The sequence below is a fragment of the Streptomyces monticola genome (assembly GCF_042665355.1).
Classification (GTDB): Bacteria; Actinomycetota; Actinomycetes; order Streptomycetales; family Streptomycetaceae; genus Streptomyces; species Streptomyces monticola.
In genome coordinates this window covers 1033903-1049006 of sequence record NZ_JBHTCF010000001.1, presented here as the reverse complement: position 1 = coordinate 1049006, position 15104 = coordinate 1033903, and the positions used below count along the sequence as shown (strand labels likewise).

Below are 15104 nucleotides of genomic sequence, written 5' to 3'. Positions count from 1 at the left end.
GCCGCAGGGCGCGAACGCCCCCGAGCCACGCCGCAGGGCGCGAACGCCCCCGAGCCACGCCGCCCGGTGCGAAACCCCCAGCCACGCCGCAGGGCGCGCGCTCTTACTCGAACGGCGCCGTATCCCCCGCCCCCTTGCGAACAATCTCCGCCTCACCACCGGAGAAGTCGATCACCGTCGTCGGCTCGGTGCCACAGTCCCCGGAGTCGACCACCGCGTCCACCACATGGTCGAGCCGTTCCTTGATCTCCCAGCCCTGCGTCAGCGGCTCCTCCTCGTCCGGCAGGAGCAACGTGCTGGAGAGCAGCGGCTCGCCGAGCTCGTCGAGCAGGGCCTGGACCACGACGTGGTCGGGAATCCGGACCCCCACCGTCTTCTTCTTCGGGTGAAGGAGCTGCCGAGGCACCTCCTTCGTCGCCGGCAGGATGAACGTGTAACTCCCGGGTGTCGCGGCCTTGATCGCGCGGAACACATTGTTGTCGACGTACACCAGCTGGCCCAGCTGCGCGAAGTCCCGGCAGACGAGGGTGAAGTGGTGGCGCTCGTCGAGCTGCCGGATCGACCTGATGCGGGCGATGCCCTCCCGGTTGCCCGCCTGGCACCCGAGGGCGAAACACGAGTCGGTCGGATAGGCGATGAGAGCGCCGGAGCGGATGCTCTCCACCACGTTGCCGATGACGCGTCGCTGGGGATTCTCGGGGTGCACATCGAAGTACTTCGCCATCCACCGAGCGTATGCGACCCCGGCGGACTCGTCAGGCCAGTGCCCATTGCCCGGCGTTGCGTACGGCACGACAATCGGCGCATGTCGCAGCAGACCCCCGAGCCCCCTGCACACGCGAACGACGAAGCCACCACGGAAAGCTCCCGCCGGGCCGTGCTCACCGCCGCCGGAGCGGCGGCGGCCGGCCTCGGCCTGGGCGCCGCCACAGCGACCCCCGCCTCCGCCACGCCCCACGCCCGTCCACCGGGGAGGCTCCCCGCCACAGCCCAGCCGCCGTCCCGCGAACTACGTGCCCTGCTGCGGGAGTTGGACAGGTCCCGCATCGAGGCGACCGTACGCAGACTCGCCTCCTTCGGCACCCGGCACACCCTGTCGAGCCAGGACGACCCCGAGCGCGGCATCGGCGCGGCCCGCGACTGGATCCTCGCCGAGATGCGGCGGTACGCGAAGAGCAGCGGCGGCCGGATGACCGTGGAGCTGCAGAGTTACGTACAGGAGCCCGCGCCCCGCGTCCCGACGGCCACCCGTATCACCAACGTCGTGGCGACCCTGCGCGGCGCCGTCACTCCCGACCGGGTCGTCGTCGTGTCGGGCCACTACGACTCGCGCGCCTCGGACGTCATGGACGCCACGACCGACGCGCCCGGCGCCGACGACGACGCCTCCGGGGTCGCGGTCGCGATGGAGCTGGCCCGTGTGATGGCGAAGCGGCGTCCGGCCGCGACGCTGGTGTTCGCGGCGGTCGCGGGCGAGGAACAGGGCCTGTACGGCGCGGCGCACATGGCCTCGCTCTTCAAGGCCGCGAAGACCGATGTGCAGGCCATGTTCACCAATGACATCGTCGGCAGCTCCACGGCGGACGACGGCACCCGCGACCCGTACACGGTCCGCCTCTTCGCCGAGGGCGTGCCCACCGCGGAGACTCCCGAAGAGGCCGCCACGCGCCGCTCGGTGGGCGGTGAGAACGACTCCCCCGCCCGCCAGTTGGCGCGCTTCGTACGCGACACCGCCGACAACGACGCGACCGGTATGCGCGTCCGGGTGATCTACCGCCGCGACCGCTATCTGCGCGGCGGGGACCACATCCCGTTCCTGGAGAAGGGCTACCCCGCGGCCCGCTTCACCGAGCCCGCCGAGGACTACGCCCATCAGCACCAGGACGTACGGGTCGTCGACGGCAAGCAGTACGGCGACCTGCCCCAGTTCTGCGACTTCGGCTTCATCACGCGCGTGGCCCGGGTCAACGCGGCGGCCCTGTGGACGCTCGCCCAGGCCCCCGGCACCCCCAGGAACGCCCGGATCCGCACCACGGCGCTGACCAACGCCACGGAGCTGGTCTGGGACCGCGGCGCGGAACCGGACCTGGTGGGGTACGAAGTCGTATGGCGTGAGACGACGGCCCCCGAGTGGACCCATCTCGTCGACGTGGGCGACACCACCGCCCACGAGGTGGATCTCTCCAAGGACAATGTCTTCTTCGGTGTCCGCGCGGTGGGCCGCACCGGCTACCGCAGCCCGGTGGCGTTCCCCACGCCGCTGCGTTAGCCGGGGAAGGTCCGTCGGCGGCCCCGTCGGTCGTCCGGCCGCCGATCCGCTGGGTGCTTCAGTCGTCGAGCCGTGAACGCAGCAGCCGCTTGCCCAGTTCGGCGCCCTTGCGGCTGTCGGCCTGCGCCTTGCGGAACAGCTCCACCACCTCGGTGTCCTTCTCGCGCTCCGCGTCCTGGATATAGGTCTCAAGGCGCAGCGCGTTGCTCAGGCACGACTCGACGTACCAGAAGAGGTTGTAGTCCTTGTCCTTCGTGCCGGTGACGTCACCGGTCTCGCTGCTGCTCGTCACAGTGGATCTCCTCCGTGCACTGGGGACTCGTACGGATGGAAAGGGCCCGGACTCGAATGAACTCCGAGCCGGGCGACGAGTACCCGGGGAGTCCGGGCGTACGCGTAGGCGCGTCCGCCCGGATCGTCAGCTTCGGCGGCCCCGCAGCGGGGCGTCCGGTTTCAGACGCAGGGCGGTGATCGTGGTGGCGAGCATCTGGTAGTGACCGGCCAGGAGCAGAAGCTCGATCGCGGCGGCCTCGTCCAGGTGGGTGCGCAGCCGCCGCCAGGTGGCGTCGTCGAGGTCCTGCCGTTCGTGCAGCATGTCCGTGGCGGCGAGGATCGCCTGCTCACGGGCGCTCCAGGCCGGATCGTCGAGGCTCCCGACGATCCGATCGAGGTCCGCGCGTGTCACTCCCGCACGGCGGCCGATGCGCTTGTGGTGCTCGAACTCGTAGGCACAGTCGCGCAGGTGGGCGGTGCGCAGAATGACGAGTTCGGTCTCACGGCGCGGCAGGGTGCCTCCGGGCATCAGCCGCCCGGCGAAGCGCAGCCAACCGCGGAACAGCCGCCGGTGGCGGCCGAGGACGAGGAACAGGGCGGGCGGCCGGGTGCCGGACACAAGGCCCGTCATCCGGCTCAACAACCAGACGGGCAGGCCGACTTCACGCCGTCCGCCGGGCGCTATGCGTGGCGCGCCGGGCGCCGTCCGGCCTCCTCCTTCCGACGCGGTCACCGGATTCCTCCGCCCGCCGGCCGGGTGCTGACGGCCGCGCCCAGGAACCGGTCCGCCGCCCGGTTCGCGATCCGCATCGCCAGGACGTACAGCGGCGGAGCCAGCCGCTGCAGCCCGTGCAGCAGGCGTACTCCCTGCGAGGTGTGCACGAGGTAGCGGCCGTGGCGTACCCCGTCGAGGATCTTCTCCGCGACCTCTTCGGGGCGGGCGGCACGCGCGCGGAAGGCCGAACTCAGCCGTTTCATCGCCGGGCTCTCGCGGTCCACGCCGACGATCTCCACGGTCTCGGTGAGCGGGGTGTCGACCGCGCCGGGGCACACCAGGGTCACGCCGATGCGATGCCTGCGCAGATCGAACCGGAGCACCTCGGAGACTCCGCGGAGCCCGAACTTGGCGGCGCTGTAAGGCGCGTGCCAGGGCAGCCCGATGAGTCCGGCGGCGGAGGAGACGTTCACGAGGTGGCCGCCGCGCCGGGCGGCGACCATGGCGGGCAGAAACGACTCGATGACATGGATCGGCCCCATGAGGTCCACCTCGACCATCGCGCGCCAGTGCCGGTGCTGCAGGGTCTCGACGGTGCCCCAGGCCGATATCCCGGCCACGTTCATCACCACGTCCACTGCGCCGCCGTCGGCGTGGATCGCGTCGGCCATGGTCCGCACTTCCTCGTACGAGGAGACGTCCACGGCCCGGGAGTACGCGACGCTGCCACCGGCGGCGCGCACCGCACGGACCGTGGCGTCGAGGCCGTCGGCGTCGAGGTCGGTGAGCAGCAGCACGGCGCCCTCGGCCGCGGCCCGCTCGGCGGTGGCCCGGCCGATGCCGCCGGCCGCGCCGGTGAGGAACACCCGGCGCCCCGCGAGGCTGTTGACGCCGCGGCCGCGTTTTCCGCCGTGCTCGAACCAGTTCATGGACGACCTCCGGGGTGCCGGCGACGGGCTACGAATGTAACACCCGGAATATTCGCGTAGGTACAATCAGTTGGTGCCCCCTTCCTCTTCTTCCGCTTCTTCCGCGGTCGCTTCTTCCTCTGCGGTCGCTTCTTCTTCTGCGGTCGCTTCCTCCGAGGGCGCTTCTGCCGAGGTCGCTTCCTCCGGCCCGGAGCGGCGCCGCTATGCCCCGCGCCGGCCGCGCGAGGTGCGCCGCGCCCAGATCCTCGACGCCGCGGCACGACTGATCGCCGAGCACGGCTGGCGGGGCATGACGATGGCGCGCGTGGCCGACGAGGCCCAGGTCGCCAAGTCCGTCAGCTACGCGATCTTCGAGTCACAGGCAGGTCTTCAGCGCGCCGTGATGCTGCGCGCCCAGGAGGTCACCCGCGACCGCGTCGCCCGTGCCCTCGCGGCAGGACGCGCGGCCGACGGGATCGCCGCGGCACTCGGCACGGGTCTGACCGTCTATCTGGAGGGCGTCGCACGCGAACCCGAGATCTCGCGGCTCGTGCTGCTGCCGATCGAAGACGCCCCCGAGAGCGTGCGCGAGGCCATCCGCGACGGCCGCGAGCGCGTACGCCGCGAGATCCTCTCGGTCATCGAGGACCGCCTCGGGCGCGCGGCCACGAGCGAGGCAGGCACGGCGGAGAGAGCGGCCGGACTCGACACCGAGCTGATCGCCCATCTCGTACGGGACAACGCCGAGCATCTGGCGCGCCTGCTCCTGACCGACCCCGGGACGTTCACGCCCCGGCGCCTCGCGGGTTCCATCGCGATGATCACCCGCTTCGTACGGGAAGGCTGACCCTCAACTCCCCTGCTCGCGCAGTGACTCGGCGATCTCCCGCTCCGTGGCGTCGATGATCCGCAGCACGGCTTTCGACGCCGCCGCGGGGTCGCCGCTCTCGACGGCCTCCACGACGGCGCGGTGGGCGGGCAGCGCGCCCTCGACGGCCCCGGGGGCGCGGGTGCTCACGGCGAAGCAGTGCTCGAGGGCGACGTCGACGGCGCGGCCGAGGGAGCCGAGGAGGCGGTTGCCGCTGGCGTCGAAGAGGGCACGGTGGAAGGCGCAGTCGGCCTCGACATAGCCCTCGCGCTCCGGCTCCCCGGCCGCCGACTCCATGGCCGACAGGGCGTCGTAGAGGGCGCGTACGTCGTCGGCGTGAGCGCGCGCCGCGGCGAGCCGGGCGGCCTCGGGCTCGACGATGCGGCGCAGTTCGCCGGTGTCGTGCAGCAACGCCTCGGAGTCGCCCGCCTGTTGCCAGCGCAGCACGTCACGGTCCAGGTGGTTCCAGTGCGCGGCCGGGAGCACCCGGGTGCCCGTGCGCGGGCGCACCTGCAGCATGCCCTTGGCCGCGAGCGCCTTGACCGCCTCGCGCAGCGCTCCGCGGCTCACCCCGGTCTCCTCGGCGAGCGCGTCCTCGACCGGCAGTGGCCGACCGGGTTCCCAGGCTCCGGCCACGATGCGGCGGCCGAGTTCGTCGACGATCCGCTGATGCGTCGTCCGGTTGTCCACCACGATCTTTGTTCCCCCTCTGGACGTCATTCATCGAATCATTGAATGATTGCGCCGCGCCCCATCCTACCGGCCCCGCACCCGAAGAGAGGCGTTCCGCATGACGCACCCGGACGGCGACGTCGGCACCCCGCGCTCCCCGCGCAGTGCCGCCGCGCCCTTTCCCCTGAAGAGCCGTCATATACCCCTGCCCGAAGTGCGCCCGCTGCCCGCGCCGCCGCGCAAGCTGTGGCGGATCGTCGGCCCCGGCATCGTCGCGGCCGGAGTGGGCCTGTCATCGGGCGAGTTCATCCTCTGGCCGTATATCGCCTCGCAGGCCGGACTCGTCTTCCTGTGGGGAGCGGTCGCCGGCGTCGTGACGCAGTGGTTCCTCAACATGGAGATCGAGCGCTACACCCTCGCCACCGGCGAGACCGCGATGACCGGCTTCAACCGCTACTGGCGGCACTGGGGCGCGGTCCTCGCGGCGCTCACGTACGCGGCGAACCTCTGGCCGGGCTGGAGCACCAGCTCCGCGACGATGCTCTCGTACGTCTTCGGGGGCGACCCCACCGTCATCGCGGTCGGCCTGCTGCTGCTCATCGGCGCGATCCTGACCCTCGCCCCCGTCGTCTACACCGCGCTCGAACGCCTCCTCTTCGTGAAGGTCGCCCTGATCGGCGGGTTCTTCGTGCTCGCGGTCATCTTCGCGGTGAAGGCGGCGAGCTGGCGTGAACTGCCGCAGGCCGTCACCCATTTCGGACAGTTCCCGAGCGAGCTCGGCGTCGCGGTGCTCATGGGCGCGCTCGCCTACGCGGGGGCCGGCGGCGGCCAGAATCTGTGCCAGAGCAACTGGATCCGCGACAAGGGCTTCGGCATGGGGCACTACGCGCCCCGCCTCACCAGCCCGGTGACCGGCAAGAAGAGGGCCGCCTCGCCCGCGTCCTCGGCCTCCTCATCGGCCGCCGGATATGTCTTCGTACCCGAGGGCGAGAACCTCGTCCGCTGGAAGCGGTGGTGGCGGTTCGCCAACCTCGAACAAGGCCTGACCTTCGGGCTCACCACCATCCTCACCATCGTGCTCGCCTCGCTCCTCGCGCACTCCACGCTGTTCGGCACGGAAGGGCTCGCCAACGACGTCGGGTTCGTACAGAAGGAGGGCGAGGCGCTACGGGCCCAGGTGGGCGGCTGGTTCGGGGTGCTGTTCTGGCTGATCGGCGCCTTCTCCCTGTTCAGCGCGGCGACCGGCATCGTCGACTACACCAGCAGGCTGGCGGCCGACGTCCTCAAGTCGACGTATCTGCGCTCCTCCAGGGTCGCCGAGAGCCGGCTGTACTTCTGGCTGGTGTGGGGCCTGGTCGCCATCGGCGTCAGCGTGCTCGCGCTCGGCCTCGACCAGCCGCTCGTCCTCCTGGTCGTCTCCGCCTGCGTCGCCGGACTGATGATGTTCGTCTACTCCGGCCTGCTGCTCTTCCTGAACCGCAAGGCGCTGCCGGCACCGCTGAAGGTGCGCGGCTACCGGGTCGCCGCCCTGGTGTGGGCGATCGGCCTGTTCGGCGTGCTGTCCGTGCTGACCGTACGCCAGCAGATCGTGGATCTGTTCGGCTGACCGCGCCCCACTCACCCGTTCACGACGTATGCCATGCCCCAACTTCCGGCGAGGAGATCACTGATGACGGAACATCAGCACGCACAGGCACCGAACAACACCGCACGCCGCAGCCAGGCCTGGTTCGGGGCGAGCGGGCGCAGCGGAATGGTGTACCGGTCCTGGATGCGCAACCAGGGATTCGGGCCCGATGTCTTCGACGGCCGCCCGGTCATCGGTATCGCCACCAGCGCCTCCGAACTCGCCCCGTGCAACGCCCACTTGACCCGCGTGGCCGAGGCGGTGAAGCGCGGCGTGTGGCAGGCGGGCGGCTTCCCGCTCGCCTTCCCCACGATGGCCACCGGCGAGACCCTGATGCGGCCCACCGCCATGCTCTACCGCAACCTGATGGCGATGGAGGTCGAGGAGCTGATCCGGGCCAATCCGCTCGACGGCGTGGTCCTGCTCTCCGGCTGCGACAAGACCACCCCCGCCATGCTCATGGGCGCCGCGAGCGTCGACCTGCCCGCCGTCATGGTCACCGGCGGGCCGATGCTGAACGGCAAGTACCGGGGCCAGGACGTCGGTTCGGGCACCCATGTGTGGAAGTTCGAGGAAGACCTCAAGACCGGCCGGATGACGCAGGAGGAGTGCTTCTTCGCCGAGGGCTGCATGGCCCGCTCCAACGGCCACTGCATGACCATGGGCACCGCCTCCACGATGGCCTGCGTGGCCGAGGCCCTCGGCATGCAGCTGCCGGGCTCGGCGACCTGGCCCGCCGTCGACGCCCGCCGCATGGAGACCGCGCAGTCGGCGGGGCGGCGCGTCGTGGAGCTCGTGCACGAGGACCTGCGCCCGTCGCGGATCCTCACCCGCGAGGCGTTCGAGAACGCCATCCGCGTCAACGCCGCGATCGGCGGCTCCACCAACGCCGTGCTCCACCTGACCGCGCTCGCCGGACGCGTCGGCGTCGACCTCGCCCCCGAGGACTTCGACTCGCTGGCCCGCGCGGTGCCGACCCTGCTCAACCTCATGCCGAGCGGGGCGTACCTGATGGAGGACTTCTGCTACGCGGGCGGCCTGCCCGCCCTCGTCAACGAGCTGGTACGCGGCGGGCTGCTGCACGGCGAGCAGATCACCGTCACCGGCCGCGGCATCGCGGAGAACGTCGCGGACGCGGAGCGGATCGGGACCGATGTCATCACCGGCCTCGACAAGCCCTTCCAGGCGGCCGGGAGCGGCACCGCCGTGCTGCGCGGCAACCTCTGCCCGGACGGCGCGGTGATCAAGCAGTCCGCCGCGTCGCCGCGGCTGCTCACCCACCGCGGCCCCGCCCGGGTCTTCGACTCCCCCGAGGCCTATCACGAGGTCGCCGACGACCCGGATCTCGACGTGGACGAGAACACGGTGCTCGTCATCCGCAACGCGGGCCCGCGCGGCTACCCCGGTATGCCCGAGGTCTCCAACGTGCCGTTGCCCGCGAAGCTGTTGAAGGCGGGCGTCACCGACATGGTGCGGGTCTGCGACGGCCGCATGAGCGGCACCGGCTACGGCACCGTGGTTCTGCACGTCACTCCCGAGGCGGCCGTCGGCGGCCCCCTGGCCCTGGTCAGGGACGGCGACCCGGTCGTGCTCGACGTACCGAACCGCACCCTGCGCCTGGACATCGAGGACGCCGACGCCGAGCTGGAACGCCGCCGCGCCGCGTGGACACCGCCGCCGCGCCCGCACACCAGCGGCTACGCCTGGCTCTACACCGAACACGTCGAACAGGCCGACCGGGGCGCTGACTTCGGCTTCCTGCGCGGCTGCAGGGGGCACGAGGTACCGCGCGACTCGCACTGAACACCTGCTCCCCCGTACCCCACCCCTTGGAGTCGTTCATGCCCCCGGCACCGCAAGCCGACCGCCAACCCCTCGCCCTGGAACCGGAAGCCGTCCTGCCGCAGGACGCCGCCCGTGCCGCGCTCATCGCCCGTGTCCATGAACCGGAGTGGGACGGACCGTGTGTGGCCGCTGTGCGCGGCGACGAGGTGGTGGACCTGACCGCCCACGCGCCCACGGTGTCCGAACTCCTCGACCGCGACGACGCCGAGGCGCTGGTGCGCGAGGCGCCCGGCGGCCGCAGCTGGCGCCTGGACGACCTGCTCAGGGCGACGGCCGAGGCCCGCCGCGACGCGCCCCACCTGCTCGCGCCCGTGGACCTCCAGGTCATCAAGGCCGCGGGGGTCACCTTCGCGCGCAGCCTCCTTGAGCGGGTCATCGAGGAGAGCGCCGGGGGCGATCCGGCCCGTGCGGCCCAAAGCCGGGAGCGCATCGGGCAGTTGGTGGGCGGCGCCGTCGACCGCGTACGCCCGGGATCACCCGAAGCGGCCGTACTGAAGGAGGCGCTGATCGCGGAAGGGCTGTGGTCGCAGTACCTGGAGGTCGGTATCGGCCCGGATCCGGAGGTGTTCACCAAGGCACCGGTGCTGTCCGCGGTCGGCACCGGCGCGGACATCGGCGTGCTCGCCGCTTCGGTGTGGAACAACCCCGAACCTGAAGCGGTCCTGGCCGTCGACTCACGCGGCCGGGTGCGCGCGGCCACGCTCGGCAACGACGTCAATCTGCGTGACATCGAAGGGCGCAGCGCGCTGCTGCTGCCCCGCGCCAAGGACAACAACGCCTCGTGCGCCATCGGCCCGTTCCTGCGCCTGCTCGACGACGGCTTCGGCCTCGACGACATCCGCACCCTGGACATCGACCTGCGCGTCGAGGGCACGGACGGCTACGTCCTGCGCGGCAGCAGCTCGATGCGGGAGATCAGCCGGGACGTCCTCGACCTCGTCGGCGCCGTGCACGGCGACCACCACCAACACCCGGACGGTTTCGTCCTGTTCACCGGCACCCTGTTCGCCCCCACCGAGGACCGGCACGCCCCCGGCGCGGGCTTCACCCACTCCCCCGGCGACGTCGTACACATCAGCAGCCCGCGCCTGGGCTCCCTGGTCAACACGGTCACCACCAGCGAACAGGCGCCACCGTGGACCTTCGGTGTGCGCGCCCTGATGACCGGTCTGGCGGCGCGGGGTGTGCTCTGACCTCCGCTTCGCGTACCGCGGAAGTGGTACGGAACCAGCGGCCTACCGCGAAGGTTCCGGCATGAACTCAGTCCCTCATGGGACGCCTCGAAGGGCCTCCGCTCCTACTTTGCCGGCCGGAGAGTGACGAACGGTCACTTCAGGAACGGGGGAAGAGTGGTGCGTACTTCACGCATGAAGAAGCGATCGGTGTATGCGCTGGGCCTCGCCGGGGTCGCGGGCCTCGCCTTCACCCTGCCCGCCGCGGCGCAGCAGCCCGGGGCGGGCGGGCAGGAGGCGACGGCCGATGCCCGCGCGGCGGCCGCCGCCCGCTGCACCTCGCAGTGGTTCGAGATGTACACGGTCGAGGGCAAGCGCATGGCGGTCGCCGCCGGCGGCGGCAAGGGCGCCAAGGTGATCGCCTGGAAGAACAACGGGGGCAGCGAACAGGACTGGTGCCTGGAGCGCGCCGCTGAAGGCGGCCGCTATCTGCATCCTCGGCACGCCCCGTGGCTGTGCCTGGATGTGCCGGGCAGCAAGTACGCGAACGGCACCAAGCTGGTCGTCTGGGACTGCAACGGCCGGGAGAACCAGCGGTTCTACCTCTTCAAGGCCAGCAGCACCAGCAGCCGCTTCACCCTGGAGGTCGCCAAGCGGTTCAAGGACTACTGCGCGGACACGCACTCACCGGCCAACGGTGAGCCCGTCCAGCTCCGGAAGTGCAACAACACCAAACGCCAGCTCTGGAACGCCGAGCTGAAGGGCTGGTGACCGACGGCGGGGCGGCCGGTCCGGCCGTCGCCGACCGGCTGGCCCCGTGTTGTTGGTTAGGGTGGCGAAGTCACCTTTTGTGGCTCGTCGTTGGGGGAACGGTGCGGGCAAGAGCCGAAGGCAACACCGGTCGGAGTCCCGTGGGTGCGGCAGGGGGGACCGGCCGGCCCGCGCCCGCGGTACTGCCCCCGTCGCTGCGCTTGTATCTCGGACTGACCGCCGCCCTCGCCGCCCTTGTGGTCGGCGCACTCGGGGCCCGGTACGCCGGCCACGGCGAGCCCGGCCGGGTCGACGGATGGTTCGTCGATCCGACGGCGGACAGTGTGCGGCCGCCGTGGCGGCACGCCGCTCTGGCCACGGACTTCCTGGGCGAAACCGGCGGAGCGGCGATCCTGCTCGCGGCGGCCGTGATGGGCTGTCTGCTCCTTCGGCTCCGTCGCGGGGCCGTGCTCATGGTCGCCGCCACCGTCCTGACCGTGGTGACTTCGACCGTGCTCAAGCTGGTGGTGGGGCGCACCATCCACGGTGCGACCAACCTCTCCTACCCGAGCGGGCACACCGCCTTCCTCACCGCGTTCGCCCTCGTGGTGGCCCTGCTCGCCGCCGGCCGGCTCGGCCTCGGCAGGACAGCGGGCACGCTGCTCGTACTCGGCGCGGCGCTGGTTGCGGGCGCCGCCATGGGCTGGGCGCAGGTCGCCCTGGGCGCGCACTATCCGACCGATGTCCTCGGCGGCTGGTGCACCGCGCTTGCGGTGGTCCCCGCGACCGCGTGGCTGATCGACCGAATGGCCGGCAGAGCAGCCAACACCCGTTCACTCAACAAGCTCTGACGTTACGTCATCTCGGTGCACGTCACGCCAAGCGGCGGAAAACCGGCTTCACCGGTCGCCCGGCCATCCAGGGCGTGGGATCCGCGGCGTCCAGGGCCTTGCGGTACACCGCACACGCCTGGGCCACGACATCGACGGTGTGCTCGATATCGCTCTCGTCGAGCGCGCTGCTCACCACGAACGACGGGGCGAGCACCCCGCCCGCGAGGAGCCTGCGCAGGAACAGGGTGCGGTACTGCTGCGACGGCCGGCCGTTCTCGTCCAGGGTGGCGAAGACCAGGTTGCTGGCCCGGCCCCGGACGACGAGGTGCTCGCCGACCCCCATCCCGGCCGCGGCGTCGCGGACTCCGGCGGCCAACCGCTCGCCGAGGGCGTGCAGTCGGGCGGTGATGCCCTCCTCCGTGTAGGTGGACTGCACGGCCATCGCCGCCGCGAGGGAGTGGGTCTCCGCGCCGTGCGTGGTGGACAGCAGGAACACCCGGTCACGGGAGTCGCGCAGCCCGCCCCGTTCCATCAGTTCGCGACGCCCGGCGAGCGCGGAGACGGCGCATCCGTTGCCCAGCGCCTTACCGAACGTGGAGAGGTCGGGGACGACGCCGTACAGGCCCTGGGCGCCCGCCTCGGACCAGCGGAAGCCGGTGATCATCTCGTCGAAGACCAGGACGCAGCCGTGCCGGTCGGCGAGTTCGCGCAGGCCCGTGAGATAGCCGGGCGGCGGCTCGGTGGGGCCGGCGGCGGGTTCGAGGATCAGGCAGGCGACCTCGTCCCGGTACCGGGTGAGCAGTTCCTCCGTGGCGGCCAGGTCCCCGTACGGGAAGGACACCGTCAGCTCGGTGGTCGCCGCCGGAATGCCGGCGGACATCGGCGTCGTACCGATGAACCAGTCGTCCACGGAGAAGAACGGGTGGTCGCCGCAGATCGCCACCCGCGGGCGGCCCGTGACCGCGCGCGCGAGGCGCACCGCCGCCGTGGTGACGTCCGAGCCGTTCTTCGCGAACTTCACCATCTCGGCGGTGGGCACCGTGGCCAGGAAGCGTTCCGCGGCCTCGACCTCCAGGAGTGACGGCCGCACGAAGTTGCTGCCGCGGTCGAGTTCCCGCCGCACCGCCTCGGTCACGCGCGGGTGGGCATGGCCGAGGCTGACCGACCGCAGGCCCGATCCGTACTCGATGTAGCGGTTGCCGTCGACGTCCCACACATGGGCACCGCGGCCGTGGCTGATGACCGGGGCGAGGTCCTCGGGGTACTGGTCGTCGCCCTTGGCGTAGGTGTGCGCGCCGCCGGGGATCATGGCGTGCAGCTGTTCGTTCGCCGCGCGCGACCGGGGCAGGGTGAACTCTTCGGTGTTCACGGTCAGTTCAGCTCTCTCTCTGCTTCAGGGCCTCGGCGAGGTTCGGCGCCTCCCGGTCCCGCTGGGACATCGACGTGACCGGCAACGGCCACGGAATGGCGAGCTCCGGGTCGTCGAAGGCGATCGTCACGTCCTCGGCCGGATCGTGCGGCCGGTCGATCCGGTACGAGGTGTCGGCGGTTTCGCTCAGCGCCTGGAAGCCGTGCGCGCACCCGGCCGGGATGTACAGCGTCGTCTGTGTCGCACCGGACAGCTCGAAGAAGGCCCGGTTGCGGTACGTCGGTGAGTCCGGGCGCAGATCCACGACGACGTCGAAGATGCTCCCGTACGAGCAGCGCACCAGCTTGGCCTCGCCCGCGCCGGACCTCAGATGCAGACCGCGCAGCACTCCCCGGACCGAGCGGGACAGGCTGTCCTGGACGAAGGCGTCGGGGTCGAGGCCCACGGAGCGGACCACGTCGGCGTCGAAGGTGCGGCAGAAGAAGCCGCGTTCGTCGGCGAACGGTGTCGGCTCGAAGAGGTACGCGCCCGCGATCGTCGGGACTTCGGTCACTTTCACGGGGACTCCTGCCGGGCGTGGGCTTGTGCGTGGCCTTGTGCGTGCTGGCTCGCCGGGAACAGCGCGGTGGTCAAGGCCGCGAAGTGCTGGGCGAGTTGCTGTGCGGCGGCCTCGTTCCGTTCGGTGAGCGTCCGCCGCAGCTCCCCCGACCGCTTCTCCAGCTCCCGGAACTGTTCGAGCAGTCGGTCGGCGTCGACTTCGCGGGCCGGGTGGCAGTACGCGGCGAGGCCCATCCGGTCCATGAGCGCGTCGCTCTTCGCCGCGTAGCTGAGGGCGAGGGCCGGCGTGCCTGCCTTCAGGGCGCAGACCAGGTTGTGGTAGCGGGTCGCCACCACGGTGTCGGCGGCCGCCGTCTCCTTCAACAGGTCGGCGAGCGAGGCCGCGTCGGCGGCGGTGACGAGCGGTGAGTCCACCGCGTCGAGGATCGCGGCGACCACCGGCGTATCGCACGCGTCGCCGGTGAGCAGCCGCACCTGCCTGCCCTCATCGGCAAGGGCACGGACGAACCGGGTCGTTCCGTCGAGGTAGCACCGGTGGATCTCCTCCGCCCGGGCCCGGTCGTCGTTGCCGCCGTGGAAGTCCATGACGCCGACGCAGACCGTGCCCGGTGACGCTTCGGCCCCGGGCACCGGCAGGGCGAACGCGAGGTCCGGGTAGACCTCGTCGCGCGCGGTGTCCACGCCCATCGCCCGCATCGCGTCGCGGGACAGGGCGTCCCGGTACGAGCGGTACGCCGCGAGGCGGGCCGACCAGCGCACCAGGGCCCGGGTCGGCCGGTCCCTGATCGTGTCCGCGCCGACGCCGACCAGCGCGACGCGGGTACGGAGCAGCCGGCCGCTCGCGCAGAGCAGGAACAGCGCGTACGGGAAGCCCCAGGGCCGTAGCGGCAGCGTGGCCTCCAGGACGCCCATGCCCGGCACGATCACCACGTCGTGCCGGCGCACCCAGGCCGCGGTGCGCACGGCGTCGACGAGTTTGCCCAGGCCCTTGCCCGCGACGGCGCCCGCACGTGACGCGGTCCGGTACTCGCCGCGGTACCAGTGCAGCCGCGTCGCGGGAATCCCGTACCGGGCCGTGACGGCTTCGGGGCCGCCGCACAGCGCGTCCACGGCCGCCTCCGGGTGCTCGGCGCGGAGGTAGCCGAGTACGGCTTCGAGCGAGCCGTCGTTGCCGAGGTTGCCGGAGCCGAGCAGGCCGAACACCCCGACCTTTTTGGGGGCCTTCATGTCCGCTCTTCCAGGGGC

At 71.5% G+C, this 15104-nt stretch carries 15 protein-coding genes; 7 read left to right on the top strand and 8 right to left on the bottom strand.

Annotated elements, in window-relative coordinates:
* Positions 1-103 precede the first annotated feature (103 nt).
* Positions 104-724: an L-threonylcarbamoyladenylate synthase gene (locus tag ACFQVC_RS04320; protein ID WP_381826545.1), complete on the bottom strand. Its 621-nt coding sequence runs from the start codon at positions 722-724 to the stop codon at positions 104-106.
* Between the two features lie 81 nt (positions 725-805).
* Between ACFQVC_RS04320 and ACFQVC_RS04315 the strand changes: the two genes are divergently transcribed.
* Positions 806-2269 carry a M28 family metallopeptidase gene (locus ACFQVC_RS04315; RefSeq protein WP_381826543.1) on the top strand — a complete coding sequence of 488 codons (1464 nt, stop codon included), beginning with the start codon at positions 806-808 and terminating at the stop codon, positions 2267-2269.
* Positions 2270-2327: 58 nt separating this feature from the next.
* Here ACFQVC_RS04315 and ACFQVC_RS04310 read toward each other — a convergent pair whose 3' ends face one another.
* The 3 genes from ACFQVC_RS04310 to ACFQVC_RS04300 all read right to left on the bottom strand — a co-directional run bounded on the left by ACFQVC_RS04310 (position 2328) and on the right by ACFQVC_RS04300 (position 4186).
* The gene (locus ACFQVC_RS04310) at positions 2328-2561 is read right to left on the bottom strand and encodes a hypothetical protein (protein ID WP_381826541.1); all 234 of its coding nucleotides are present in this window, start codon (positions 2559-2561) and stop codon (positions 2328-2330) included.
* 126 nt (positions 2562-2687) lie between these two features.
* Positions 2688-3173, bottom strand: coding sequence for a carboxymuconolactone decarboxylase family protein (locus ACFQVC_RS04305; protein ID WP_381826539.1), 486 nt, complete (start codon positions 3171-3173; stop codon positions 2688-2690).
* Positions 3174-3271: 98 nt separating this feature from the next.
* On the bottom strand, positions 3272-4186 hold the full coding sequence (locus ACFQVC_RS04300) for an SDR family oxidoreductase (RefSeq protein WP_381826537.1): 915 nt from the start codon (positions 4184-4186) through the stop codon (positions 3272-3274).
* A gap of 73 nt (positions 4187-4259) precedes the next feature.
* Between ACFQVC_RS04300 and ACFQVC_RS04295 the strand changes: the two genes are divergently transcribed.
* Positions 4260-5012, top strand: a complete 753-nt coding sequence (locus tag ACFQVC_RS04295) for a TetR/AcrR family transcriptional regulator (protein WP_381826535.1) — start codon at positions 4260-4262, stop codon at positions 5010-5012.
* A 3-nt stretch (positions 5013-5015) separates the two neighbouring features.
* Here the strand turns inward: ACFQVC_RS04295 and ACFQVC_RS04290 are convergent, their stop codons facing one another.
* The gene (locus ACFQVC_RS04290) at positions 5016-5753 is read right to left on the bottom strand and encodes a FadR/GntR family transcriptional regulator (protein WP_381826533.1); all 738 of its coding nucleotides are present in this window, start codon (positions 5751-5753) and stop codon (positions 5016-5018) included.
* Between the two features lie 70 nt (positions 5754-5823).
* Here ACFQVC_RS04290 and ACFQVC_RS04285 point away from each other — a divergent pair, with 70 nt between their 5' ends.
* The 5 genes from ACFQVC_RS04285 (at position 5824) to ACFQVC_RS04265 (ending at position 11950) form a co-directional block, all read left to right on the top strand.
* Positions 5824-7311, top strand: a complete 1488-nt coding sequence (locus ACFQVC_RS04285; RefSeq protein WP_381826531.1) for an Nramp family divalent metal transporter — start codon at positions 5824-5826, stop codon at positions 7309-7311.
* Between the two features lie 63 nt (positions 7312-7374).
* Positions 7375-9135, top strand: a complete 1761-nt coding sequence (locus tag ACFQVC_RS04280) for an IlvD/Edd family dehydratase (RefSeq protein ID WP_381826529.1) — start codon at positions 7375-7377, stop codon at positions 9133-9135.
* 38 nt (positions 9136-9173) lie between these two features.
* Positions 9174-10370, top strand: a complete 1197-nt coding sequence (locus tag ACFQVC_RS04275) for a fumarylacetoacetate hydrolase family protein (protein ID WP_381826527.1) — start codon at positions 9174-9176, stop codon at positions 10368-10370.
* A 174-nt stretch (positions 10371-10544) separates the two neighbouring features.
* The gene (locus ACFQVC_RS04270) at positions 10545-11120 is read left to right on the top strand and encodes an RICIN domain-containing protein (RefSeq protein WP_381826525.1); all 576 of its coding nucleotides are present in this window, start codon (positions 10545-10547) and stop codon (positions 11118-11120) included.
* Positions 11121-11260: 140 nt separating this feature from the next.
* The gene (locus tag ACFQVC_RS04265) at positions 11261-11950 is read left to right on the top strand and encodes a phosphatase PAP2 family protein (protein ID WP_381826523.1); all 690 of its coding nucleotides are present in this window, start codon (positions 11261-11263) and stop codon (positions 11948-11950) included.
* Positions 11951-11972: 22 nt separating this feature from the next.
* On the opposite strand, the gene ACFQVC_RS04260 is transcribed toward ACFQVC_RS04265, so the two are convergent.
* The 3 genes from ACFQVC_RS04260 to ACFQVC_RS04250 are packed head-to-tail and all read right to left on the bottom strand — an operon-like array spanning position 11973 to position 15086.
* Positions 11973-13301, bottom strand: a complete 1329-nt coding sequence (locus ACFQVC_RS04260) for a glutamate-1-semialdehyde 2,1-aminomutase (protein ID WP_381826521.1) — start codon at positions 13299-13301, stop codon at positions 11973-11975.
* Between the two features lie 7 nt (positions 13302-13308).
* Positions 13309-13860 (bottom strand): dTDP-4-dehydrorhamnose 3,5-epimerase, encoded by a 552-nt coding sequence (rfbC, locus tag ACFQVC_RS04255; RefSeq protein ID WP_381826519.1) that lies wholly within the window; start codon positions 13858-13860, stop codon positions 13309-13311.
* Positions 13857-15086 carry a polysaccharide pyruvyl transferase family protein gene (locus tag ACFQVC_RS04250; RefSeq protein WP_381826517.1) on the bottom strand — a complete coding sequence of 410 codons (1230 nt, stop codon included), beginning with the start codon at positions 15084-15086 and terminating at the stop codon, positions 13857-13859. The genes rfbC and ACFQVC_RS04250 overlap by 4 nt, the downstream gene beginning before the upstream one ends.
* Positions 15087-15104: the final 18 nt, after the last annotated feature.